General features: G+C 43.9%; 11 protein-coding genes, 4 tRNA genes and 6 rRNA genes. 15 read left to right on the top strand and 6 right to left on the bottom strand.

Annotated elements, in window-relative coordinates; translation table 11 throughout:
* Positions 1 to 46: 46 nt before the first annotated feature.
* The 4 genes from rnr to thrS all read right to left on the bottom strand — a co-directional run bounded on the left by rnr (position 47) and on the right by thrS (position 6,574).
* The gene (rnr, locus tag PSYCG_RS12615; protein WP_020444512.1) at positions 47 to 2,359 is read right to left on the bottom strand and encodes a ribonuclease R; all 2,313 of its coding nucleotides are present in this window, start codon (positions 2,357 to 2,359) and stop codon (positions 47 to 49) included.
* A gap of 147 nt (positions 2,360 to 2,506) precedes the next feature.
* Entirely contained in the window at positions 2,507 to 3,751 is a 1,245-nt protein-coding gene (locus PSYCG_RS12610; RefSeq protein ID WP_020444511.1) for a toxic anion resistance protein, read from the bottom strand.
* Positions 3,752 to 4,112: 361 nt separating this feature from the next.
* Positions 4,113 to 4,616: a translation initiation factor IF-3 gene (gene infC / locus PSYCG_RS12605; RefSeq protein WP_011281352.1), complete on the bottom strand. Its 504-nt coding sequence runs from the start codon at positions 4,614 to 4,616 to the stop codon at positions 4,113 to 4,115.
* A 23-nt stretch (positions 4,617 to 4,639) separates the two neighbouring features.
* Positions 4,640 to 6,574, bottom strand: coding sequence for a threonine--tRNA ligase (thrS, locus tag PSYCG_RS12600; protein ID WP_020444510.1), 1,935 nt, complete (start codon positions 6,572 to 6,574; stop codon positions 4,640 to 4,642).
* Between the two features lie 1,001 nt (positions 6,575 to 7,575).
* On the opposite strand from thrS, the gene PSYCG_RS12595 reads away from it, so the two are divergent.
* From PSYCG_RS12595 to PSYCG_RS12540, 12 genes are all read left to right on the top strand, one after another.
* Positions 7,576 to 9,114, top strand: a 16S ribosomal RNA gene (locus PSYCG_RS12595).
* An 85-nt stretch (positions 9,115 to 9,199) separates the two neighbouring features.
* A tRNA-Ile gene (locus tag PSYCG_RS12590) sits at positions 9,200 to 9,276 on the top strand.
* Positions 9,277 to 9,282: 6 nt separating this feature from the next.
* A tRNA-Ala gene (locus PSYCG_RS12585) sits at positions 9,283 to 9,358 on the top strand.
* 366 nt (positions 9,359 to 9,724) lie between these two features.
* Positions 9,725 to 12,586: ribosomal RNA gene (locus tag PSYCG_RS12580) — 23S ribosomal RNA — on the top strand.
* A 182-nt stretch (positions 12,587 to 12,768) separates the two neighbouring features.
* Positions 12,769 to 12,882, top strand: a 5S ribosomal RNA gene (gene rrf / locus PSYCG_RS12575).
* A gap of 804 nt (positions 12,883 to 13,686) precedes the next feature.
* Positions 13,687 to 15,225: ribosomal RNA gene (locus PSYCG_RS12570) — 16S ribosomal RNA — on the top strand.
* A gap of 85 nt (positions 15,226 to 15,310) precedes the next feature.
* Positions 15,311 to 15,387: transfer RNA gene (locus tag PSYCG_RS12565), tRNA-Ile, on the top strand.
* A 6-nt stretch (positions 15,388 to 15,393) separates the two neighbouring features.
* Positions 15,394 to 15,469 (top strand) — tRNA-Ala (locus tag PSYCG_RS12560).
* A gap of 366 nt (positions 15,470 to 15,835) precedes the next feature.
* Positions 15,836 to 18,697 (top strand): 23S ribosomal RNA (locus tag PSYCG_RS12555).
* 182 nt (positions 18,698 to 18,879) lie between these two features.
* Positions 18,880 to 18,993: ribosomal RNA gene (gene rrf, locus PSYCG_RS12550) — 5S ribosomal RNA — on the top strand.
* Together the 16S, 23S and 5S rRNA genes with 4 tRNA genes alongside form the textbook arrangement of a ribosomal RNA operon.
* A gap of 340 nt (positions 18,994 to 19,333) precedes the next feature.
* Positions 19,334 to 19,738, top strand: coding sequence for a hypothetical protein (locus tag PSYCG_RS12545; RefSeq protein ID WP_020444509.1), 405 nt, complete (start codon positions 19,334 to 19,336; stop codon positions 19,736 to 19,738).
* Between the two features lie 117 nt (positions 19,739 to 19,855).
* The gene (locus tag PSYCG_RS12540; RefSeq protein ID WP_020444508.1) at positions 19,856 to 20,245 is read left to right on the top strand and encodes a hypothetical protein; all 390 of its coding nucleotides are present in this window, start codon (positions 19,856 to 19,858) and stop codon (positions 20,243 to 20,245) included.
* 42 nt (positions 20,246 to 20,287) lie between these two features.
* Here the strand turns inward: PSYCG_RS12540 and PSYCG_RS12535 are convergent, their stop codons facing one another.
* Positions 20,288 to 20,548 carry a DUF1289 domain-containing protein gene (locus tag PSYCG_RS12535; protein WP_020444507.1) on the bottom strand — a complete coding sequence of 87 codons (261 nt, stop codon included), beginning with the start codon at positions 20,546 to 20,548 and terminating at the stop codon, positions 20,288 to 20,290.
* 188 nt (positions 20,549 to 20,736) lie between these two features.
* Here PSYCG_RS12535 and PSYCG_RS12530 point away from each other — a divergent pair, with 188 nt between their 5' ends.
* The 3 genes from PSYCG_RS12530 (at position 20,737) to PSYCG_RS12520 (ending at position 24,232) form a co-directional block, all read left to right on the top strand.
* On the top strand, positions 20,737 to 21,369 hold the full coding sequence (locus PSYCG_RS12530; RefSeq protein WP_020444506.1) for a YqiA/YcfP family alpha/beta fold hydrolase: 633 nt from the start codon (positions 20,737 to 20,739) through the stop codon (positions 21,367 to 21,369).
* 110 nt (positions 21,370 to 21,479) lie between these two features.
* Positions 21,480 to 23,366 (top strand): DNA topoisomerase IV subunit B, encoded by a 1,887-nt coding sequence (gene parE / locus PSYCG_RS12525; RefSeq protein ID WP_020444505.1) that lies wholly within the window; start codon positions 21,480 to 21,482, stop codon positions 23,364 to 23,366.
* A gap of 134 nt (positions 23,367 to 23,500) precedes the next feature.
* Positions 23,501 to 24,232 carry a lysophospholipid acyltransferase family protein gene (locus tag PSYCG_RS12520; RefSeq protein WP_020444504.1) on the top strand — a complete coding sequence of 244 codons (732 nt, stop codon included), beginning with the start codon at positions 23,501 to 23,503 and terminating at the stop codon, positions 24,230 to 24,232.
* A gap of 131 nt (positions 24,233 to 24,363) precedes the next feature.
* On the opposite strand, the gene PSYCG_RS12515 is transcribed toward PSYCG_RS12520, so the two are convergent.
* The gene (locus PSYCG_RS12515) at positions 24,364 to 25,176 is read right to left on the bottom strand and encodes an SDR family NAD(P)-dependent oxidoreductase (RefSeq protein WP_020444503.1); all 813 of its coding nucleotides are present in this window, start codon (positions 25,174 to 25,176) and stop codon (positions 24,364 to 24,366) included.
* Positions 25,177 to 25,342: the final 166 nt, after the last annotated feature.

Genomic DNA, 25,342 nt, shown 5'->3' with positions numbered 1-25,342 from the left:
TAACGATAACGTTAGCCTTTTTTAATACTTATAGATTCAAGCTGGTTTAGCTCTTTTTACTACTGCCTCTACCACCACGACTGCCGCTTCTCTTCGCAGGTGATTTCTTTGGCTGATCTTTGCTTGTGGAGCTGCGGTTTGGCTGACTAGCGTTTGAATGATCTTTCTTAGTTTGATTCATTTTACTAGAGTGCAGCTTTGCTTGTAAACCAAAGTCAATTTGTAGCAGATCCATATTAACACCAGCTACTTTCACTTTAACCAAATCGCCCAGCCCAAACACTGTGCCTCTATCTTTACCGATAAGCTGTTGCTGCTGCTCATCATAAACAAAGAAATCGTCACCAACGTTTGAGATATGCACCAAACCATCAATATACAAATCCGTCAGAGTAATAAATAAACCAAAGTTTGTGACGGTAGTTACGACACCATCGAACTCTTCGCCGACATGATCTTTCATATAATGACATTTGAGCCATGATTCTACGTAGCGTGAAGCCTTTTCAGCACGGCGCTCAGTATCTGAGGTTTGCATGCCAGCACCTTCCAATGAAAAATCCATCACAGGCTGTTTGGCATTTGTCACTTTCGCCTTGATCGCACGATGCAACATTAAGTCAGGATAACGACGAATCGGCGAGGTAAAATGACTATACTCGTCGTAAGCCAAACCAAAGTGACCGATATTGTCAGGTGAATAGTTCGCTTGCATCATCGAACGTAACAGCATGCTATGAATACTGATAGCGTCAGGACGCTCTTTAGTCGCTTCAATGATACGTTGATAATCCGCTTGAGTAGGATTTTCTTCTGGGAAGCTTAGACCAAAGTTTTTGGCATATTCATGGATACGCATCGACTTTTCGCCATCAGGCTTATCATGATTACGATATAACACAGGCAGCTCGTTTTTTAGCGCAAAGTTTGCTGCACAGGTATTGGCAAGTAACATGCATTCTTCGATAAGCTTTTGCGCATCACCGCGCGTACGAGGCAAGATGGCTTCGATACCACCTTTTTCATTGAACTTAATATAAGTTTCAACGGTCTCAAACTCCATCGCATGACGCTCTTCACGCTTTTTGAGGAGTAGCTCATACAATTGATGTAAGGTATCGACAGATTTTTTGACCTCTTTATTTTCTGTCAACGATTTTGGAACGCTACTGTCTTTTGGATTCTCAAGATAAGCGTTCACTTGATTATAAGTCAAGCGCGCTTGCGAGTGCATGACGCCAGGATAAAACTCATAACTGGTGATTTTACCAGCACGTGATATCTTAATATCGGCAACCATACAGAGGCGATCAAGATTAGGGTTCAGCGAACAGAGACCATTAGACAGTACTTCAGGCAACATAGGAATCACTTGATGCGGGAAATATACTGACGTACCACGCTCGTAGGCATTTTGATCAAGTGGCGAGTTCGGTGTCACATAATAACTGACATCCGCAATCGCTACCAAGACGCGATAATTACCACCAGAACGCTTTTCTGCAAACACAGCATCATCAAAATCACGAGCATCTTCACCATCGATCGTCACTAATGGCAACTCACGTAAGTCGACACGACCTTTTAGATCTTTTTCAGTCGGCTCTTTATAATCATTTGCTTGATTGAGCGCCGCTTCACTGAACTCTGATGGAATATCATAATTAAGTAACGTAGTCTCAATGATCAGTTCGCGATCATTGTCATCAGATAAGACTTCAGTAATTTTGCCCGTGGCAAATTCATGCTGATTTGGCCAATCAATAATATCAACTTTTACCGGCGAGCCTTGCTTAGCATTGAAAGCCTGTACATTGTCTTCTGTAACGGTAATCGGCTGATGGTTATTTGGGCTACCAAGCTCAACGCAGTAACCGTCTTCATCATGAGCCAGCGTACCGATAAAATGATTTTGACGACGCTCAACGACATCAACGATACGACCTTCAGTACGACCGCGGTTGTCTGTTGACGTGCCAACGGCTTCTACTGTATCGCCATTAAAGACCCAACGCATTTGTTTTTCATGCAAGAATAGGTCAGGCATATCACTTAATAATACAAAGCCAAAGCCCTTTGGATGGGCTGTTACTGTACCGGTGACGATGTCGTGCTGAGTGACTGTACGATAGCGATAAGGGCGACCGTCACGATTGACTTGTCCATCGCGTGTCATCGCTTTTAGGCGGTTGCCCAAAGCGTCAAACTGGTCAGGATCAGCAATATTAAAGGCTTTTGCCAATTGCTGATGGGTGATTTCACCGTGTTCATTAATCGTGCTTAATATAAGCTCGCGACTAGGAATCGGGTTATCATATTTTTGTGCCTCACTTGAGGCGTTTGGATCATTCCAACTCATAAATTACCGTATCTATTTTTAAATTATTAATAATGACTATCTTAACACGAACAACGTCCCAATATCTTAGGTCAATTGTCTTATCTGTATTTGATAGCGAGTAGTCGTTAGTGGTCAAATTTTATTAAAAGTGAATGCTTATCTAAATCAAATATCAATATCGACCGTATTTGATTTATTGGTTATTTTTTCCATGTTCAATTCTTTTGATACTTCTAATACCGTGGTCTGATTAGATTTATCAAGGTATTTTTGGGCTTTATCAACCTCAGTGGTCAAGGTATTGACCGTTTGCTTCATATTCTCAAGCGCTTCAATTTTATAATTGCTAATCATATCCATGGTGTCATAGACATTATTGAAGGCATTTTGCAATTTATCAAGCTCAATAGTGCTGCTGGTCGCTTGCTCATGAATCTCAAGTGATTGACGCTTGAGCATTGCCGAAGTTGATTCAATCAAGCTACTGGTCGTTTTATTCAAAGCAGTAATTTGGTCAAGCACCAGTTTTTGGTTAGTCATGGCTTGTGCGACAACCACTGCCGTACGTAGGGCTGAGATAGTGGTAGTAGTGGCGCGATCTACCCCTTTAATCAGCTCTAAATTGTTTTTACGGATAGTATCCAATGCTAAATAACCTTGAACGTTTACCGCCAATTGTGTCAAAAAGTCGGTATTTTTTTGGCGAACATAAAACAGCATCTCTTCTTTAATAATACGTGCTTTCTCAGGGTCAGTCGCTTCTATCGCATAGACTTTTTGCTCGAGCTGCTCATCGATTTTTTTACCCACATAGATATATTGGCGAATCGATTGCATCAGCTCCCACATATTAATTTTTTCTTGCTCAATCATAGCATTGTCTTTGAGCAGCTCATCTTTACCATTATATAGACTCGTTACTACCGCATTAATATGAGATTGCGCTGACTCATACTGACGGAAATAGTCTTGTACTTTATTACCAAATGGAATCAAGCCAAATAGCTTACGTGAGCTGGTCAGCTCTTTTTTGCTGGGGTCCAAATCTTCGACGATACCGCGCAGCTCCGTCAATGATTTTGCAATAGGGGAGTTATCAAATAAGCTGTCATTCAGGCTTTTAGCGGGTAGCTCTAACATACGGTTAGACACTTGCGCCGATTCACGGATTTCTTTATTACCCAAATTATGAATAGATTGGACGTTTTGTTGAAATTCAGAGCTGTGTACAGAGTTATTGATAACATGATCGACAAAAGCATCTACTTTGGCATCAAGCTCTGGAATATCACTGTCATCTAACTTGACCATCTGATCTGCTTCACTTTTTTGTATCTCTTTAACAGGTTCTGGCGCGGTTAGAGTGATCGTTGGTGTAGAGGTGTTAGCAGGTGGGGTTAATTCTTGCATAAGGCTTCCTATGATATCTAAAAGAGGTTATATTTTTTATCAGTGACATTTGTAGTCGAGGTATGGATTATTTTTATCAGTTTAATTGTTTTTATTGAAATTATGATTCATAAAGATAGAGTAGGTCTTTAGATTACCGTGTAATGAAAAGGTTGAGAAGATGGGTTTTGTAAAGCACTGTCGGCTTCATATATTTAAGGTGAACGATAGTCAAAGAGGTACAAGTGTCATAATTAACTATAAATATGCTTATTAAGCCCTACATACTAAAAACCACCAATATGCCGTAGCATATTGGTGGTGGGAAATCATGAATATCTATATAAACACAGCCACTACTAAGAATAGACGATTGAAAAGTCTATTTCTTCTTAGTAGGTCCTAACAGCATACCCATTTGACGACCTTCCATCTTAGGATACTGTTCGACGTTTGAGATATCAGCCGTATCTTCAATGATACGATCAAGTTGCTTGCGACCAATTTCTTGGTGCGCCATTTCACGTCCGCGGAAACGGATGCTAATTTTAACTTTATCCTGATCTTCTAAGAAGCTAACGATTTTTCTCAGTTTAACCTGATAATCGGCTTCTTCAGTGCTAGGACGTAGCTTCATCTCTTTTAGCTGAGTCTGCTTTTGGTTCTTTTTAGCTTCTTTCGCCTTTTGCTTCTGATCATAGAGGAAATGTTTATAATCCATGATTTTACATACTGGCGGTTTGGCTTCGGGAACCAGCTCTACTAAATCTAGACTGTCTTCACGTGCCGCTTTCATCGCGGTGTCGATATCGACCACGCCCATTTGTTCACCGTCTTCTTTGACCAGACGGACTTCTTTGGCACTGATATCTTCATTAATGTTCAAACGGTTTGACTGTTTAATAGGTATTACTCCTGATCTATTTTTGGGATCTGTCGGCCCTTTTCGGCAACAGCTGCTTCTACTAATGTGATAAATTCAGCGACACTCATCACGCCCAGATTTTCGCCTTCGCGAGTCCTAACGTTGACGCTGCCTGATTCGACTTCTTTATCCCCTAATACTAGCATATAGGGAATACGTTCTAATGTTTTCTCTCGTATCTTAAATCCAATCTTTTCGTTACGCAAGTCACTAATGGCGCGTAAGCCTGCTTGTTTCAACTCATTGACCACATTTTCACACGCATCTGCCTGTTTATCTGTGATATTCATGACTACTACTTGTTGCGGCGCTAGCCATACTGGCATCCAACCGGCATAGTTCTCAATCAAGATACCGATAAAGCGCTCAAATGAACCTAAGATGGCACGGTGCAACATAATCGGTACTTCGCGCTCGTTTTGCTCATTGACGAATTCGGCATCAAGACGCTCAGGCATATTCGGGTCAACCTGAATAGTACCGCACTGCCATACGCGACCTAATGAGTCTTTCAGACTAAATTCAATCTTCGGACCATAAAACGCGCCTTCACCTGGTAGATAAGCCCAGTCAAGACCGGAACTATCCAATGCATCGGCTAATGCTTTTTCTGCAAAATCCCAAGATTCATCGCTACCGACACGTTTTTCAGGACGAGTCGATAGTTTCATAATGATATTATCAAAACCAAAATCTTCGTAAACAGCAAGGGTCAGCTTAATAAAATCAGCGACCTCTTGTTGAATCTGCGACTGTGTACAAAAGATATGAGCATCATCTTGAGTAAAACCGCGAACCCGCATCAAACCATGGAGCGAACCTGATGGTTCGTTACGGTGGCATGAACCAAACTCTGCCATACGTAATGGCAAGTCACGGTAAGATTTTAAGCCTTGATTAAAGACTTGCACGTGACAAGGACAATTCATCGGTTTTACCGCATAATCGCGATTTTCGCTCGAAGTGGTAAACATATTGGTGGCATAGTTGCCCCAATGTCCAGAACGCTCCCACAAGCTACGATCGACAATTTGCGGCGTTTTAATCTCTTCATAACCATTATCGTGCTGCACTTTACGCATATATTGCTCAAGTACTTGATAAATCGTCCAACCATTGGCATGCCAAAACACCATACCTGGTGCTTGCTCTTGCATATGGAATAGATTTAACGCTTTACCAATTTTACGATGGTCACGTTTTTCGGCTTCTTCAATACGCTGGATATAGGCTTTTAAATCTTTTTTATCCGCCCAAGCCGTACCATAAATACGCTGAAGCTGTTCATTTTTGGCATCACCGCGCCAATAAGCACCTGACATTTTGGTCAGTTTAAAGACTTTTAAGAAGCGGGTATTTGGCACGTGTGGACCACGGCACATATCGACATATTCTTGATGATGATATAGACCAAAGGCTTCTTCGCCTGGCATATCATTAATCAGCTTAAGCTTATATTCTTCACCACGTTCTTCAAAGATTCTAATGACTTCAGCACGTGGCGTTATTTTTTTGATAACGTCATAATCTTGCTTGATGAGCTCCATCATGCGTTTTTCAATGGCTGCCATATGCTCAGGCGTAAAAGGCATTTCGCTATAGATGTCATAATAAAAACCATCATCGATAACGGGACCAATCACCATTTTCACATCAGGATATAACTGCTTAACGGCATGGCCTAATAGGTGAGCACAAGAATGGCGAATGATATCGACACCGTCATCATCTTTTGGTGTAACGATTTCAACTTTCGCATCATGGGCGATAGGGTCATGCGCATCTACCAATTGACCATCCACACGTCCAGCGACAGTCGCTTTAGCAAGCCCTGTCCCAATACTTTGCGCCACTTCCATGACCGTTGTATTACCTTCGAAGTTTTTTACGCTACCATCGGGTAAAGTAATCGCTACCATAATCTATTCACCTTTTTGCGTCCGTTGGCAGTGATGATTGCAACCATCAATCATATAACCGTAAGACTGCGTCAATTATATCTAATCACTATGATATGTTGTAAGAGATAGATATTACTTAAAGGCAAAGGCTCAAATTAGCAACCTCTTAGCTAAGTCTTATAATAATAAGAAGCGCCATTAAGTAATATTATAAAGTCAGCTATTATAGCAAAAAATGTCTATTAACACTAGATACATGGGGACTAAGGGCAGTTATGAATACCCATCTATATGGTCGTTAACAAGTTTCCATATCAAGTTTCCATATATAGGTGCTTTCTATACCAATATCAATACACTCAAATAAAAGGCTTTTTAGCGATAAAGCAGCTACTCAAAATAGATTGATAGTAGGCAGTGGTAATGCAATTAAATAGGGTCATTTATGACTAAAGGTGCATTTACAAGATTATTTAATGACAGTAAAGATAATTAATGCTTTAAGTATTTGAAAACAATCGACTATTTAAACCCTACTTAAATTAGTTTAAAAACCTTTGATAAAGCAGTTGACACCCCAGTCAGAATCTATATAATACGCCCCACAGCAAAGGAAGCTAGGCAATAAGTTAACCAACTTATCACTTAGATTACCGAGTTGAAACAAATTAAGAAAAGAAGTTGACAGACTATTAAAACATGATATGATGGTCAGCTCGCTAAATAGGATAAGCCAGATTGGTTTAGCATATTTAGTTAGAATACTCTTACTGGACGACAGTAGAGACATTATTTAAAAGCATAACTAAAGAACAACTTGTGTGGATTTTTGCTGATTCAGAATGCTAAAAAATAAAGTTGGTTGACTATCTTTTCGATAGGATTCTAACTATAAAAATTATCATTTAAGACAGTAAAAAAACTCAAAGTTAATTCATTACGAACATAATTTTTAGCGATTTTGCCAGATTAGATGAGCCAAGTTTAGTAGCCTCTTTAAAGGGTTACATAGCAAGATTAAACTGAAGAGTTTGATCATGGCTCAGATTGAACGCTGGCGGCAGGCTTAACACATGCAAGTCGAGCGGAAACGATGATAGCTTGCTATCAGGCGTCGAGCGGCGGACGGGTGAGTAATACTTAGGAATCTACCTAGTAGTGGGGGATAGCACGGGGAAACTCGTATTAATACCGCATACGACCTACGGGAGAAAGGGGGCAGTTTACTGCTCTCGCTATTAGATGAGCCTAAGTCGGATTAGCTAGATGGTGGGGTAAAGGCCTACCATGGCGACGATCTGTAGCTGGTCTGAGAGGATGATCAGCCACACCGGGACTGAGACACGGCCCGGACTCCTACGGGAGGCAGCAGTGGGGAATATTGGACAATGGGGGAAACCCTGATCCAGCCATGCCGCGTGTGTGAAGAAGGCCTTTTGGTTGTAAAGCACTTTAAGCAGTGAAGAAGACTCTTCGGTTAATACCCGGAGACGATGACATTAGCTGCAGAATAAGCACCGGCTAACTCTGTGCCAGCAGCCGCGGTAATACAGAGGGTGCAAGCGTTAATCGGAATTACTGGGCGTAAAGGGAGCGTAGGTGGCTCGATAAGTCAGATGTGAAATCCCCGGGCTCAACCTGGGAACTGCATCTGATACTGTTGAGCTAGAGTATGTGAGAGGAAGGTAGAATTCCAGGTGTAGCGGTGAAATGCGTAGAGATCTGGAGGAATACCGATGGCGAAGGCAGCCTTCTGGCATAATACTGACACTGAGGCTCGAAAGCGTGGGTAGCAAACAGGATTAGATACCCTGGTAGTCCACGCCGTAAACGATGTCTACTAGTCGTTGGGTCCCTTGAGGACTTAGTGACGCAGCTAACGCAATAAGTAGACCGCCTGGGGAGTACGGCCGCAAGGTTAAAACTCAAATGAATTGACGGGGGCCCGCACAAGCGGTGGAGCATGTGGTTTAATTCGATGCAACGCGAAGAACCTTACCTGGTCTTGACATATCTAGAATCCTGCAGAGATGCGGGAGTGCCTTCGGGAATTAGAATACAGGTGCTGCATGGCTGTCGTCAGCTCGTGTCGTGAGATGTTGGGTTAAGTCCCGCAACGAGCGCAACCCTTGTCCTTAGTTACCAGCGGGTTAAGCCGGGAACTCTAAGGATACTGCCAGTGACAAACTGGAGGAAGGCGGGGACGACGTCAAGTCATCATGGCCCTTACGACCAGGGCTACACACGTGCTACAATGGTAGGTACAGAGGGCAGCTACACAGCGATGTGATGCGAATCTCAAAAAGCCTATCGTAGTCCAGATTGGAGTCTGCAACTCGACTCCATGAAGTAGGAATCGCTAGTAATCGCGGATCAGAATGCCGCGGTGAATACGTTCCCGGGCCTTGTACACACCGCCCGTCACACCATGGGAGTTGATTGCACCAGAAGTGGATAGCTTAACCTTCGGGGGAGCGTTCACCACGGTGTGGTTGATGACTGGGGTGAAGTCGTAACAAGGTAGCCGTAGGGGAACCTGCGGCTGGATCACCTCCTTATAGATGGCATTCGGTCAGCAAGAATTCACAACAAGTTGTTCTTTAGTTTAAGCTAGTTTATTAGCTAGAGGTATATGCCTCGTACAGGCCTGTAGCTCAGCTGGTTAGAGCACCGTGTTGATAACGCGGGGGTCGGCAGTTCAAGTCTGCCCAGGCCTACCATTATTAGGGGCCATAGCTCAGTTGGTAGAGCGCCTGCCTTGCACGCAGGAGGTCAACGGTTCGACTCCGTTTGGCTCCACCACATAATAAACGAATCTTTAGATGCTAATAAATAAATAGGTATCAAATAGAAACAAGTGATTCGCCTTAGTAAAGGCAAGATTACTTCTTTCTGTTTTATACAGAATCTGTGACTCGACGAGAGCACAGAGACTATTTAAAAACATAGATATGAGTCTGGGTTAGGAACACGTGTTCACGCGTTGTTTCTAACCTTAATAACTCACTACTTAACGACATCAGTTGTTATCCCAGTGGTGGGTTATTAAAAAAGTAAAGAGAACTGAATCAAGCGTATAAAATTAGGTGATATCGTTATCATAATTAGACTTATATAGCACTTAGAAATCTAACTCTATTTATAGAGAAAGACTACTTGGGGTTGTATGGTCAAGTAATGAAGCGCACATGGTGGATGCCTTGGCAGTCAGAGGCGATGAAAGACGTGACAGCCTGCGATAAGCTTCGGGGAGGCGGCAATATCCTGTGATCCGGAGATTTCTGAATGGGGAAACCCACCTACCATAAGGTAGGTATCTTGTACTTGTACAAGAGGCAAACGAGGGGAAGTGAAACATCTCAGTACCCTTAGGAAAAGACATCAAATGAGATTCCCCAAGTAGCGGCGAGCGAACGGGGAGAAGCCGATTAATGCTAATGTAGAAGAACAGCGTGGGAAAGCTGACCGTAGTAGGTGATAGTCCTGTATTCGAAACATTAGCGTTAACATATTAAGTAGGGCGGGACACGAGAAATCCTGTTTGAAGATGGGGGGACCATCCTCCAAGGCTAAATACTCCTGACTGACCGATAGTGAACCAGTACCGTGAGGGAAAGGCGAAAAGAACCCCTGTGAGGGGAGTGAAATAGAACCTGAAACCGTGTGCGTACAAGCAGTGGGAGCCTTAATTTATTAGGGTGACCGCGTACCTTTTGTATAATGGGTCAGCGACTTATGTTCTGTAGCAAGGTTAACCGTTTAGGGGAGCCGTAGGGAAACCGAGTCTTAATAGGGCGTTTAGTTGCAGGGCATAGACCCGAAACCGAGTGATCTATCCATGAGCAGGTTGAAAGTGCCGTAACAGGCACCGGAGGACCGAACCCACTATCGTTGAAAAGCTAGGGGATGACTTGTGGATAGGGGTGAAAGGCTAATCAAACTCGGTGATAGCTGGTTCTCCCCGAAAGCTATTTAGGTAGCGCCTCGGACGAACACCATTGGGGGTAGAGCACTGTTTCGGCTAGGGGGTCATACCGACTTACCAAACCGATGCAAACTCCGAATACCGATGAGTGATATCCGGGAGACACACAGTGGGTGCTAACGTCCATTGTGGAGAGGGAAACAACCCAGACCGCCAGCTAAGGCCCCAAATTCCTAGTTAAGTGGGAAACGAGGTGGGAAGGCATAGACAGCTAGGAGGTTGGCTTAGAAGCAGCCATCCTTTAAAGAAAGCGTAATAGCTCACTAGTCGAGTCGGCCCGCGCGGAAGATGTAACGGGGCTCAAACTAGGAGCCGAAGCTGCGGATTTGAATTTGTTTTCAAGTGGTAGGGGAGCGTTGTGTAAGCCTGTGAAGGTGTGTCGTAAGGCATGCTGGAGGTATCACAAGAGCGAATGCTGACGTGAGTAACGATAATGCGAGTGAAAAGCTCGCACGCCGGAAGATCAAGGGTTCCAGTCCAACGTTAATCGGGGCTGGGTGAGTCGACCCCTAAGGCGAGGCCGAAAGGCGTAGTCGATGGGAAATCGGTTAATATTCCGATACTTGTTTATAATGCGATGGAGGGACGGAGTAGGTTATGTCAGCCTGGCGTTGGTTGTCCAGGTGAAAGGATGTAGGCAGACAGTTTAGGCAAATCCGGACTGTCACTATGCTGAGATCTGATAGCAAGCTGTACTTGTACAGCGAAGTGGCAAATACCATGCTTCCAGGAAAAGCTTCTAAGCAATAGTTATAAACGAATCGTACCCTAAACCGACACAGGTGATCAGGTAGAGAATACCAAGGCGCTTGAGAGAACTCTGCTGAAGGAACTAGGCAAAATGGTACCGTAACTTCGGGAGAAGGTACGCTGCCGATGGTGATAGGACTTGCTCCTTGAGCTGTTGGCAGTCGCAGATACCAGGCTGCTGCAACTGTTTATTAAAAACACAGCACTCTGCAAACACGAAAGTGGACGTATAGGGTGTGATGTCTGCCCGGTGCTGGAAGGTTAATTGATGGGGTTAGCGTAAGCGAAGCTCTTGATCGAAGCCCCAGTAAACGGCGGCCGTAACTATAACGGTCCTAAGGTAGCGAAATTCCTTGTCGGGTAAGTTCCGACCTGCACGAATGACATAATGATGGCAGCGCTGTCTCCAGCAGAGACTCAGTGAAATCGAAATCGCAGTGAAGATGCTGTGTACCCGCGGCTAGACGGAAAGACCCCGTGAACCTTTACTACAGCTTTACATTGAACTTTGACCTGACTTGTGCAGGATAGGTGGGAGGCTTTGAAGCAGACACGCTAGTGTTTGTGGAGCCAATCTTGAAATACCACCCTGGTCATGTTGGGGTTCTAACTCAGGTATAACAATACCGAGGACAATGTATGGTGGGTAGTTTGACTGGGGCGGTCTCCTCCTAAAGAGTAACGGAGGAGTACGAAGGTGCGCTCAGACCGGTCGGAAATCGGTCGTAGAGTATAAAGGCAAAAGCGCGCTTAACTGCGAGACCCACAAGTCGAGCAGGTACGAAAGTAGGTCTTAGTGATCCGGTGGTTCTGTATGGAAGGGCCATCGCTCAACGGATAAAAGGTACTCTGGGGATAACAGGCTGATACCGCCCAAGAGTTCATATCGACGGCGGTGTTTGGCACCTCGATGTCGGCTCATCTCATCCTAGGGCTGAAGCAGGTCCTAAGGGTATGGCTGTTCGCCATTTAAAGAGGTACGCGAGCTGGGTTTAGAACGTCGTGAGACAGTTCGGTCCCTATCTACCGTGGGCGTTGGAAATTTGAGAGGATCTGCTCCTAGTACGAGAGGACCAGAGTGGACGAACCTCTGGTGTTCGGGTTGTCACGCCAGTGGCATTGCCCGGTAGCTACGTTCGGATGGGATAATCGCTGAAAGCATCTAAGCGAGAAGCCCACCTCAAGATTAGATTTCCCTAAAGAGCCGTTGAAGACTACGACGTTGATAGGCAGGGTGTGGAAGTGCAGCGATGCATGTAGCTAACCTGTACTAATTGCTCGTTTGGCTTGACCATACAACACCCAAGTGGTTTGTATGAAAGCTCTAATTAATCTATCTTGTATAGCCTAGGCTATAGAATATATATAATTTCGATATCACCTTTAACCTTGATTCAGTTAGGTTACAAGTTGGTCGACCAATAGATAATATCTTGACGTCAAAACAATAATAACAGACTCATATCTAACCCCCTTTGCTGACGACAATAGCACGATGGAACCACCTGATCCCTTCCCGAACTCAGAAGTGAAACATCGTCGCGCCAATGGTAGTGTGGTTTGCCCATGTGAGAGTAGGTCATCGTCAGCTCTCTATTCCTAGATAAACCCCCTTTGCTTATGCAAAGGGGGTTTTCTTTCGTGTGCGGTTTGGAAATAAGAGGATTTCTCATTTGATTTGAAGATTTAGAGACTTCTTTGAGTTCGTTTTTTAGAGCTCGTGAGTTATTTAGCTGGTTAAATGAGTTTCATGACATGATATTTAAAGTGCTATCCAAGCTCATAACAGTCTTAAAGCGGATCAATTTCAGCTAAATAGACGATCTATATAGTTCTTTACCAGTTAGAGCTAAAGTCATCCAAATAAATATTTTCTCTAACCCATTGAAAAATATCGACTATTTAAACCCTACTTAAATTAGTTTAAAAACCTTTGATAAAGCAGTTGACACTCCAGTCAGAATCTATATAATACGCCCCACAGCAAAGGAAGCTAGGCAATAAGTTAACCAACTTATCACTTAGATTACCGAGTTGAAACAAATTAAGAAAAGAAGTTGACAGACTATTAAAACATGATATGATGGTCAGCTCGCTAAATAGGATAAGCCAGATTGGTTTAGCATATTTAGTAAGAATACTCTTACTGGACGACAGTAGAGACATTATTTAAAAGCATAACTAAAGAACAACTTGTGTGGATTTTTGCTGATTCAGAATGCTAAAAAATAAAGTTGGTTGACTATCTTTTCGATAGAATTCTAACTATAAAAATTATCATTTAAGACAGTAAAAAAACTCAAAGTTAATTCATTACGAACATAATTTTTAGCGATTTTGCCAGATTAGATGAGCCAAGTTTAGAAGTCTCTTTAAAGGACTTCATAGCAAGATTAAACTGAAGAGTTTGATCATGGCTCAGATTGAACGCTGGCGGCAGGCTTAACACATGCAAGTCGAGCGGAAACGATGATAGCTTGCTATCAGGCGTCGAGCGGCGGACGGGTGAGTAATACTTAGGAATCTACCTAGTAGTGGGGGATAGCACGGGGAAACTCGTATTAATACCGCATACGACCTACGGGAGAAAGGGGGCAGTTTACTGCTCTCGCTATTAGATGAGCCTAAGTCGGATTAGCTAGATGGTGGGGTAAAGGCCTACCATGGCGACGATCTGTAGCTGGTCTGAGAGGATGATCAGCCACACCGGGACTGAGACACGGCCCGGACTCCTACGGGAGGCAGCAGTGGGGAATATTGGACAATGGGGGAAACCCTGATCCAGCCATGCCGCGTGTGTGAAGAAGGCCTTTTGGTTGTAAAGCACTTTAAGCAGTGAAGAAGACTCTTCGGTTAATACCCGGAGACGATGACATTAGCTGCAGAATAAGCACCGGCTAACTCTGTGCCAGCAGCCGCGGTAATACAGAGGGTGCAAGCGTTAATCGGAATTACTGGGCGTAAAGGGAGCGTAGGTGGCTCGATAAGTCAGATGTGAAATCCCCGGGCTCAACCTGGGAACTGCATCTGATACTGTTGAGCTAGAGTATGTGAGAGGAAGGTAGAATTCCAGGTGTAGCGGTGAAATGCGTAGAGATCTGGAGGAATACCGATGGCGAAGGCAGCCTTCTGGCATAATACTGACACTGAGGCTCGAAAGCGTGGGTAGCAAACAGGATTAGATACCCTGGTAGTCCACGCCGTAAACGATGTCTACTAGTCGTTGGGTCCCTTGAGGACTTAGTGACGCAGCTAACGCAATAAGTAGACCGCCTGGGGAGTACGGCCGCAAGGTTAAAACTCAAATGAATTGACGGGGGCCCGCACAAGCGGTGGAGCATGTGGTTTAATTCGATGCAACGCGAAGAACCTTACCTGGTCTTGACATATCTAGAATCCTGCAGAGATGCGGGAGTGCCTTCGGGAATTAGAATACAGGTGCTGCATGGCTGTCGTCAGCTCGTGTCGTGAGATGTTGGGTTAAGTCCCGCAACGAGCGCAACCCTTGTCCTTAGTTACCAGCGGGTTAAGCCGGGAACTCTAAGGATACTGCCAGTGACAAACTGGAGGAAGGCGGGGACGACGTCAAGTCATCATGGCCCTTACGACCAGGGCTACACACGTGCTACAATGGTAGGTACAGAGGGCAGCTACACAGCGATGTGATGCGAATCTCAAAAAGCCTATCGTAGTCCAGATTGGAGTCTGCAACTCGACTCCATGAAGTAGGAATCGCTAGTAATCGCGGATCAGAATGCCGCGGTGAATACGTTCCCGGGCCTTGTACACACCGCCCGTCACACCATGGGAGTTGATTGCACCAGAAGTGGATAGCTTAACCTTCGGGGGAGCGTTCACCACGGTGTGGTTGATGACTGGGGTGAAGTCGTAACAAGGTAGCCGTAGGGGAACCTGCGGCTGGATCACCTCCTTATAGATGGCATTCGGTCAGCAAGAATTCACAACAAGTTGTTCTTTAGTTTAAGCTAGTTTATTAGCTAGAGGTATATGCCTCGTACAGGCCTGTAGCTCAGCTGGTTAGAGCACCGTGTTGATAACGCGGGGGTCGGCAGTTCAAGTCTGCCCAGGCCTACCATTATTAGGGGCCATAGCTCAGTTGGTAGAGCGCCTGCCTTGCACGCAGGAGGTCAACGGTTCGACTCCGTTTGGCTCCACCACATAATAAACGAATCTTTAGATGCTAATAAATAAATAGGTATCAAATAGAAACAAGTGATTCGCCTTAGTAAAGGCAAGATTACTTCTTTCTGTTTTATACAGAATCTGTGACTCGACGAGAGCACAGAGACTATTTAAAAACATAGATATGAGTCTGGGTTAGGAACACGTGTTCACGCGTTGTTTCTAACCTTAATAACTCACTACTTAACGACATCAGTTGTTATCCCAGTGGTGGGTTATTAAAAAAGTAAAGAGAACTGAATCAAGCGTATAAAATTAGGTGATATCGTTATCATAATTAGACTTATATAGCACTTAGAAATCTAACTCTATTTATAGAGAAAGACTACTTGGGGTTGTATGGTCAAGTAATGAAGCGCACATGGTGGATGCCTTGGCAGTCAGAGGCGATGAAAGACGTGACAGCCTGCGATAAGCTTCGGGGAGGCGGCAATATCCTGTGATCCGGAGATTTCTGAATGGGGAAACCCACCTACCATAAGGTAGGTATCTTGTACTTGTACAAGAGGCAAACGAGGGGAAGTGAAACATCTCAGTACCCTTAGGAAAAGACATCAAATGAGATTCCCCAAGTAGCGGCGAGCGAACGGGGAGAAGCCGATTAATGCTAATGTAGAAGAACAGCGTGGGAAAGCTGACCGTAGTAGGTGATAGTCCTGTATTCGAAACATTAGCGTTAACATATTAAGTAGGGCGGGACACGAGAAATCCTGTTTGAAGATGGGGGGACCATCCTCCAAGGCTAAATACTCCTGACTGACCGATAGTGAACCAGTACCGTGAGGGAAAGGCGAAAAGAACCCCTGTGAGGGGAGTGAAATAGAACCTGAAACCGTGTGCGTACAAGCAGTGGGAGCCTTAATTTATTAGGGTGACCGCGTACCTTTTGTATAATGGGTCAGCGACTTATGTTCTGTAGCAAGGTTAACCGTTTAGGGGAGCCGTAGGGAAACCGAGTCTTAATAGGGCGTTTAGTTGCAGGGCATAGACCCGAAACCGAGTGATCTATCCATGAGCAGGTTGAAAGTGCCGTAACAGGCACCGGAGGACCGAACCCACTATCGTTGAAAAGCTAGGGGATGACTTGTGGATAGGGGTGAAAGGCTAATCAAACTCGGTGATAGCTGGTTCTCCCCGAAAGCTATTTAGGTAGCGCCTCGGACGAACACCATTGGGGGTAGAGCACTGTTTCGGCTAGGGGGTCATACCGACTTACCAAACCGATGCAAACTCCGAATACCGATGAGTGATATCCGGGAGACACACAGTGGGTGCTAACGTCCATTGTGGAGAGGGAAACAACCCAGACCGCCAGCTAAGGCCCCAAATTCCTAGTTAAGTGGGAAACGAGGTGGGAAGGCATAGACAGCTAGGAGGTTGGCTTAGAAGCAGCCATCCTTTAAAGAAAGCGTAATAGCTCACTAGTCGAGTCGGCCCGCGCGGAAGATGTAACGGGGCTCAAACTAGGAGCCGAAGCTGCGGATTTGAATTTGTTTTCAAGTGGTAGGGGAGCGTTGTGTAAGCCTGTGAAGGTGTGTCGTAAGGCATGCTGGAGGTATCACAAGAGCGAATGCTGACGTGAGTAACGATAATGCGAGTGAAAAGCTCGCACGCCGGAAGATCAAGGGTTCCAGTCCAACGTTAATCGGGGCTGGGTGAGTCGACCCCTAAGGCGAGGCCGAAAGGCGTAGTCGATGGGAAATCGGTTAATATTCCGATACTTGTTTATAATGCGATGGAGGGACGGAGTAGGTTATGTCAGCCTGGCGTTGGTTGTCCAGGTGAAAGGATGTAGGCAGACAGTTTAGGCAAATCCGGACTGTCACTATGCTGAGATCTGATAGCAAGCTGTACTTGTACAGCGAAGTGGCAAATACCATGCTTCCAGGAAAAGCTTCTAAGCAATAGTTATAAACGAATCGTACCCTAAACCGACACAGGTGATCAGGTAGAGAATACCAAGGCGCTTGAGAGAACTCTGCTGAAGGAACTAGGCAAAATGGTACCGTAACTTCGGGAGAAGGTACGCTGCCGATGGTGATAGGACTTGCTCCTTGAGCTGTTGGCAGTCGCAGATACCAGGCTGCTGCAACTGTTTATTAAAAACACAGCACTCTGCAAACACGAAAGTGGACGTATAGGGTGTGATGTCTGCCCGGTGCTGGAAGGTTAATTGATGGGGTTAGCGTAAGCGAAGCTCTTGATCGAAGCCCCAGTAAACGGCGGCCGTAACTATAACGGTCCTAAGGTAGCGAAATTCCTTGTCGGGTAAGTTCCGACCTGCACGAATGACATAATGATGGCAGCGCTGTCTCCAGCAGAGACTCAGTGAAATCGAAATCGCAGTGAAGATGCTGTGTACCCGCGGCTAGACGGAAAGACCCCGTGAACCTTTACTACAGCTTTACATTGAACTTTGACCTGACTTGTGCAGGATAGGTGGGAGGCTTTGAAGCAGACACGCTAGTGTTTGTGGAGCCAATCTTGAAATACCACCCTGGTCATGTTGGGGTTCTAACTCAGGTATAACAATACCGAGGACAATGTATGGTGGGTAGTTTGACTGGGGCGGTCTCCTCCTAAAGAGTAACGGAGGAGTACGAAGGTGCGCTCAGACCGGTCGGAAATCGGTCGTAGAGTATAAAGGCAAAAGCGCGCTTAACTGCGAGACCCACAAGTCGAGCAGGTACGAAAGTAGGTCTTAGTGATCCGGTGGTTCTGTATGGAAGGGCCATCGCTCAACGGATAAAAGGTACTCTGGGGATAACAGGCTGATACCGCCCAAGAGTTCATATCGACGGCGGTGTTTGGCACCTCGATGTCGGCTCATCTCATCCTAGGGCTGAAGCAGGTCCTAAGGGTATGGCTGTTCGCCATTTAAAGAGGTACGCGAGCTGGGTTTAGAACGTCGTGAGACAGTTCGGTCCCTATCTACCGTGGGCGTTGGAAATTTGAGAGGATCTGCTCCTAGTACGAGAGGACCAGAGTGGACGAACCTCTGGTGTTCGGGTTGTCACGCCAGTGGCATTGCCCGGTAGCTACGTTCGGATGGGATAATCGCTGAAAGCATCTAAGCGAGAAGCCCACCTCAAGATTAGATTTCCCTAAAGAGCCGTTGAAGACTACGACGTTGATAGGCAGGGTGTGGAAGTGCAGCGATGCATGTAGCTAACCTGTACTAATTGCTCGTTTGGCTTGACCATACAACACCCAAGTGGTTTGTATGAAAGCTCTAATTAATCTATCTTGTAAAGCGAAAGCTTTAGAATATATATAATTTCGATATCACCTTTAACCTTGATTCAGTTAGGTTACAAGTTGGTCGACCAATAGATAATATCTTGACGTCAAAACAATAATAACAGACTCATATCTAACCCCCTTTGCTGACGACAATAGCACGATGGAACCACCTGATCCCTTCCCGAACTCAGAAGTGAAACATCGTCGCGCCAATGGTAGTGTGGTTCGCCCATGTGAGAGTAGGTCATCGTCAGCTCTCTATTCCTAGATAAACCCCCAACGTTAATTCGTTGGGGGTTTTCTTTTGGCTGAGGTTTTGTTTTTTATTTCTAGCTATCTTCATAGCAAAGCTATATTACGTCTTAATGGTGCTCTAACTATTTATCAACTCTCCATTCAGAGTTGAACTCTCAATGTTAATTCGTTAGGGAGTTTGATTCTTAAGGAGTTTAGTAACTTAATTGAAGAATGGAAATGATAATTTTTAAAAATCATTTAATGAATCATTAATGAGAGTTTTATTGCTATATTATTCATGTCCTGTAAATAGATGTATTATATTCGACCCTTTAATTTTGAAATATAAAAGGCCTACAATGTCTAAACTGTTAAGAGTTTTAATCGTTTTCTTTTTTGTTACTTCAATTTCTAGCTGTGCAGTTTTTATGGCTGTTGACCAACCAGACAAAAAAGACGTTGATCTTTTTAAAGTTGGAACTCCACGTAGTATGCTCTTAGCTGAGTTTGGTCTTCCAACAGTAGCTGGAGTGCGTGATGATGGTAAAAAGTATGAAATTTACTCTTTCACCCAAGGTTATAGCAAAGGAGCTAAAGCTGGGAGAGCTGTTCTTCATGGAACAGCTGATATATTAACTCTAGGCTTATGGGAAGTCGTTGGCACTCCTACAGAAGGAGCATTCGATGGTAATAACATGGCGTATGAAGTGAGGTATGACTCAAACAACTTAATTGATCAAATTGTCCTACTAAAAAGTAAATGATGTTCAGTCGATAGTTTTTTCACTTAATACAGTATTATTTTATAGGGACAGAAAATTATCATTGAGTTACTAAAAAATTATGTTTTCTTAGCTCCGTATGCAACTGCTCTAGGAGTTATGGTTGCTATATATCAAGTTTGGAGAAATACGGAGCAGTCTAAGACAACTTTCGAAGATTCTATTTCTAAAGAGTATCGAGATATATCTCAAAATATTCCCTATAATGCATTGATTGGGAAAAGTTTGATCGGTGAAGAAATAAAACAAGCTTCAAATGAAATATACAATTATATGGATTTTTGTAATGAACAAATATTCTTGCGTAAATCAGGTAGAGTAAGAAAAAGTACTTGGAACAATTGGCAAGAAGGTATGCGTACTAATTTCTCATTACCTATATTTATAGATGTTTCTAAAGAGGTATTCGAAGAATTACCTGATATTTTTACAGAGTTGCGGAAGGTTATGGCTCAAAACTATAGTACTGATCCAAAAGAGTGGAAATAAATACAATTAGAAATTTAAAAATAATATTTGACTTTTTTATTTTTAAAACAACTCCTCAATTTCAAACTCTTCTTCAAAATCAAATCCTAACTGCTCTCCTTTACGCTGTCTCATCTGTTCAATACGCTGTTTACGCCCAACGATGAGCCGTAGCACTTCACGACGCTGTTCAGTCGTCATCTCATGCCATAACTGACGCTCAGGACGACTGCGCAGGCAACCAAAGCAATAGCCTTTTTTATTGCTCGTGCAAACACCAATACATGGATTGGTGATATCAAACAGTTCAAACTGTTGGTTCATGGCGACTCCATTGCTATTACCGTCATTCCTTTGACCTGCATACAATCACTATGACAATATTCTTATGTCGCAAATACTGACTAATAGTGTGCCGTTTTATTGTTATTACTTTTGTCTAGCGGGTGCTATGCTTAGCTTCACTAGCCTATATAAGATAATCATAACAAAATTAATAAGTGAGATGATACGTGAACCTGATTTATATCCATGGACTGGACAGTGATGCGAACTCTACCAAAGGTAGGTTGCTAGAGGATTATTGCCATCAGCACCATTCTGATATCAATGTTTATCGTCCTAACCTGAATAGTGCTCCTGAGCAAGTTTTTGAGCAGTTAGTTAAATTGGTAACCGAATTAAATAAAGGTGCTAAAACTGTACTGATCGGTAGCTCATTAGGTGGTTATTTTTCCACATTAATAAGCAACCATCTAGGCTGCCCAGCGTTACTGCTAAATCCCAGTACTCAGCCTCATATCACCCTACAGCGTTTTTATAATGCATCGATATCAAATCGAGATAGCAGTGATGGGTTACCTAATAACAAAGTCCTGCATACGACGGCGGGCGGCTGGAATATTACTCCCTCAGATTTACAATGGTTTGCAGAACATCAACTTTTAGCAGTAAATTATCCCGATAAAGTTGCTGTGCTACTGAAAAAAGGCGATGAGCTGTTAAATTCTGAATTGTCTAAAGCTTTTTATCGGAGTAAGGGCGCATCGGTAACGGTGCAAGCAGGTGGTGATCATAGATTTAGTGACTTTGATAAACAGTTGCCAATGGTGATAGATATGCTACAAGATTTAGGACGGGTCTAAACAGACGACATTATATGACGTAAGCGATGGACTGTTAACGTTAATGTCGCTATTTTTCGTTATAATGGTTTGATAGAATTAAACGCACGCGAACAGTTAAGGATGCATTTGTGAGTCAATATAATGCGCAATCGTTAGAAGTTTTAGAAGGACTTGAGCCAGTACGTCGTCGTCCAGGTATGTATACCGATACCACCCGCCCCAATCATTTGGCGCAAGAAGTTATTGATAACTCCGTCGATGAGGCATTGGGTGGTTACGCCAAAACTATCAAGGTTCAATTGCATAGTGATGGGTCGTTGTCTGTCGAAGATGATGGACGCGGTATGCCAACGGATATTCATCCTGAATTTAACCAATCAGGTATTGAGCTGATTTTGACTCGCTTACATGCAGGAGGGAAGTTTTCGACCTCCAATTATGAGGTGTCAGGTGGTTTGCATGGCGTGGGTATCTCTGTCGTCAATGCGCTATCAACGCGTGTTGAAGTGACGGTATGGCGTGATAGCACACAGTTTGATATGGCGTTTGAAAGCGGCGCACCAGTCACGCCGTTGACCGAAGCGGTCAGCTCGAATAAGCGCAAACGCGGTACTAAAGTGCACTTTTGGGCAGATGGTAGTTTCTTTGATACGCCAAAATTCAATGTAAAGCAGCTCAAGCATAATTTGAAAGCCAAAGCAGTGCTAGCAGCTGGACTGACGATTGAATTCACCGATGAGATTAATGATGAAAAGGTGGTTTGGCAGTTCACTGATGGTGTGGTTGAGTATCTAAGCGAGCAGCTAGATGGTCTGGAGACCTTGCCTGAAGCGCCATTTTATTATAACTATGAGGCAAAAAGCGGCGAGCGAGCAGGCATTACGTTTGCACTGTCTTGGTTACCTGATGGCGGTACACCGATTCAAGAAAGCTACGTAAATCTAATTCCGACAGCTCAAGGTGGTACGCACGTCAATGGGCTGCGAACGGGTATCTTAGAGGCATTGCGTGAGTTTTGTGATATTCATAATTTACTACCGCGTAGTGTAAAGCTGACAGCAGAAGACGTGTGGGATGGGGTAAATTATATCCTGTCACTCAAGTTTTCTGAACCGCAGTTCTCTGGGCAAACCAAGGAGCGTCTGTCTAGTCGTGAAGCAGCTGGAGCAGTTCAGACTTTGGCAAAAGATGCCTTTAGTCTGTGGCTAAATCAACATGCTGATATGGGCACGCAAATCGCAGAGCTAGCGATTAATAAAGCAGGACGTCGTCTAAAATCAGCCAAGAAAGTCGCACGTAAAAAAATCACGCAAGGGCCAGCATTGCCGGGTAAGTTGGCAGACTGTCGTGGGGATTTGCGTGATGGCGCAGAGCTGTTCCTAGTAGAAGGAGACTCTGCTGGTGGTAGTGCCAAGCAAGCACGTGATCGTCATTATCAAGCGATACTGCCTCTACGCGGTAAGATTTTAAATACTTGGGAGGTCTCATCAGATACAGTGCTCTCGAGTCAAGAAATTCATGATATTGCGATTGCCATTGGCGTTGATCCGGCATCTGACGATTTATCTGAGCTACGTTATGACAAGGTATGCATCCTAGCGGATGCCGATTCTGATGGACTGCATATTGCTACCTTGATCTGTGCGCTATTCGTGAAGCACTTTCCTGCCTTAGTCGATGCTGGTCATTTATTTGTCGCAATGCCGCCACTCTATCGCGTCGATGTGGCTAAAGAAGTGCATTATGCGTTAGATGAAACCGAGCTTCAGCATATTTTAGCCAATGTACCGAGCAATAAAAAAGCCCAAATCACACGTTTTAAAGGCTTGGGTGAGATGAGTGCCGAGCAGCTGCGTGAAACAACCATGAATCGCGATACTCGACGTCTGGTTCAATTGGATATGGATGACATGGTACTAACCAACAGTGTGATGGATATGCTGCTAGCCAAAAAGCGTGCTGCTGATCGTAAGATATGGCTAGAAGACAAAGGTAATCTAGCTGATATCTCATAGCTATTTTTAGGACGCTTAGCATTATTTATAATCATGATTGAGTAAGATATAACATAACAAAAGCATGTAAAATCCAGATTAGTGATACCAGCTTAATGGTATTATATGGATATCTTCTACTACATGGTGCCGTTATGACATCAAAATTATTTAATCGCTCTAATGCTAACAATGCTAACAATGCTAACAATGCTAACAATGCTAACAATGCTAAGCCGCCACGCTCTAAAACATTACCAAGTCTCAATAAAGAACAGCTTGGGAATTTGGTTCCTAGACGCGGCAACAAGATTGCGCCAGTGATTGCGTCTGCATTGTTAAAAGCGGCAGGCTGGCGTACCGTTGGTGAGATAGCAAATATTCCACAGGCGGTGGTGCTAGCGCTTCCGCATACATCAAATATTGACGGTGTATATGCGATACCTAGTTTGTTTGCGCTCGATTTGAAAATCAGTATTATGGGCAAACACACCTTATTTAAGGTGCCGGTCCTTGCACAGTTGCTGCATTGGATAGGTATTGTTCCGATTGATCGCCGTAATAAAGGTTCCGTATTACAAGCGAGTATTGATAAATTTAAAACAAGTGAGCCATTATTTTTGGGGTTGTCGCCAGAAGGTACGCGTCAGTACACCAAAAATTGGAAGTCAGGCTTTTATTATTTAGCAGTGGGTGCCGGTGTGCCAATCTTGCCAGTGGCGCTGGATTACAATACCAAAGAGATACGCTTTATGCCTTTGGTCTATCCTACCGGAGATATCGAAGCCGATTTGCCAAAAATATATGCTCAATATCAAGGTGTAATTCCAAGACATCCTGAGCGTTTATCGCAGCCGCTACAGGACGTTAATAAATCAGCGGAGTAGTTTTTTAAGTAGTAGCTGATTATATTTATAAAAAACCCCTGATATGGAGTATCAGGGGTTTCTTGTTTGCGCTTATTAATCTTGAGCCCTTACACATTAAGGCTTTATAAAGTTGCTTATAATTAAACTTCTTATAAAGGTAACTGACGGTTAGAAGTGCTTACACCGCCATCGACGGGCAAATTGGTACCAGTAATCATGGCAGCATCATCGCTTGCTAAGAAAGTAATCACCGCGGCAATATCGTTTGGTGTGGCACAGCGTCCTAATGGACTATTATCTGATGATTCATCTATATTTGCTTGAAGATCTGTTATATCAGTATTTTGAATATCGGTGTTTTGAATCGCATCTGATATATCAGACTGAGTGACGCTTGGATTTACTGCATTAACGCGCACGCCGTCTGCGCTGTGTGCCGAAGCCAACGTACGGGTCAAATCAGTAATACCTGAGGTGGCAGCATCATAAGTCGCTGCACTCTGATCGCTACTACAAGCTGCAAATGAAGGAACGTTAATGATACTACCTTTACTCTGTATTAAGTAAGGCATAGCCGTCTGACAGACATACAAGGTTTCACTTAAATAGTCATCAACAGCCGGACTCTTCTGTTCAGTAGATAGCCCACTATTTCTGCCTTGCGTCGTTTGTGCTGCGTTATTCACCAATATATCGATTGTTTCAAACTTATCGATGACTCTTTTTATCATCTCTTGTACTTGGCTCTCAACACCAATGTCACAAGCAATGGTTAAAAAGTTGTCGGTATGAATCCATGTACGGTCTTGTGGAAACCCTTCAGTGATTTGATTTAATGTATCGGTCGAGCGTCCGACGAGTATGACGTTAGCACCTTCATTCGCAAAACGAATGGCAGTTGCACGACCAATATGTGAGTCGGCACCTGTTACGACGACTGTTTTCTCTTTAAAGCGTTTCATGATGGGCAAGTCCTTGTTATCATCAGAGAGTTATTTGATACATAAATGGGCTAATCATATTGTAAAGTAGCATGCGTATTAATTGATTCCTCAATACGCGAGTAATACCGCTTTTATATCATCATAACAAGACACTGTGCTGAAAGCGACCATGTATAATTGCTAT

Origin of the sequence: Psychrobacter sp. G (assembly GCF_000418305.1) — a bacterium.
In the GTDB taxonomy this organism is placed as follows: Bacteria; Pseudomonadota; Gammaproteobacteria; order Pseudomonadales; family Moraxellaceae; genus Psychrobacter; species Psychrobacter cryohalolentis.
Note: the sequence above shows the minus strand (reverse complement) of the source record. Positions and strands in the feature narration are given on the sequence as shown.

Bases quoted from the DNA above. Each gene is read 5' to 3' on its own strand.
- PSYCG_RS12545 (WP_020444509.1), top strand. From the start codon at position 19,334: ATGTCTAAACTGTTAAGAGTTTTAATCGTTTTCTTTTTTGTTACTTCA.
- PSYCG_RS12535 (WP_020444507.1), bottom strand. From the start codon at position 20,548: ATGAACCAACAGTTTGAACTGTTTGATATCACCAATCCATGTATTGGT.
- rnr (WP_020444512.1), bottom strand. From the start codon at position 2,359: ATGAGTTGGAATGATCCAAACGCCTCAAGTGAGGCACAAAAATATGAT.
- PSYCG_RS12610 (WP_020444511.1), bottom strand. From the start codon at position 3,751: ATGCAAGAATTAACCCCACCTGCTAACACCTCTACACCAACGATCACT.
- PSYCG_RS12520 (WP_020444504.1), top strand. From the start codon at position 23,501: ATGACATCAAAATTATTTAATCGCTCTAATGCTAACAATGCTAACAAT.
- thrS (WP_020444510.1), bottom strand. From the start codon at position 6,574: ATGGTAGCGATTACTTTACCCGATGGTAGCGTAAAAAACTTCGAAGGT.
- PSYCG_RS12540 (WP_020444508.1), top strand. From the start codon at position 19,856: ATGGTTGCTATATATCAAGTTTGGAGAAATACGGAGCAGTCTAAGACA.
- PSYCG_RS12515 (WP_020444503.1), bottom strand. From the start codon at position 25,176: ATGAAACGCTTTAAAGAGAAAACAGTCGTCGTAACAGGTGCCGACTCA.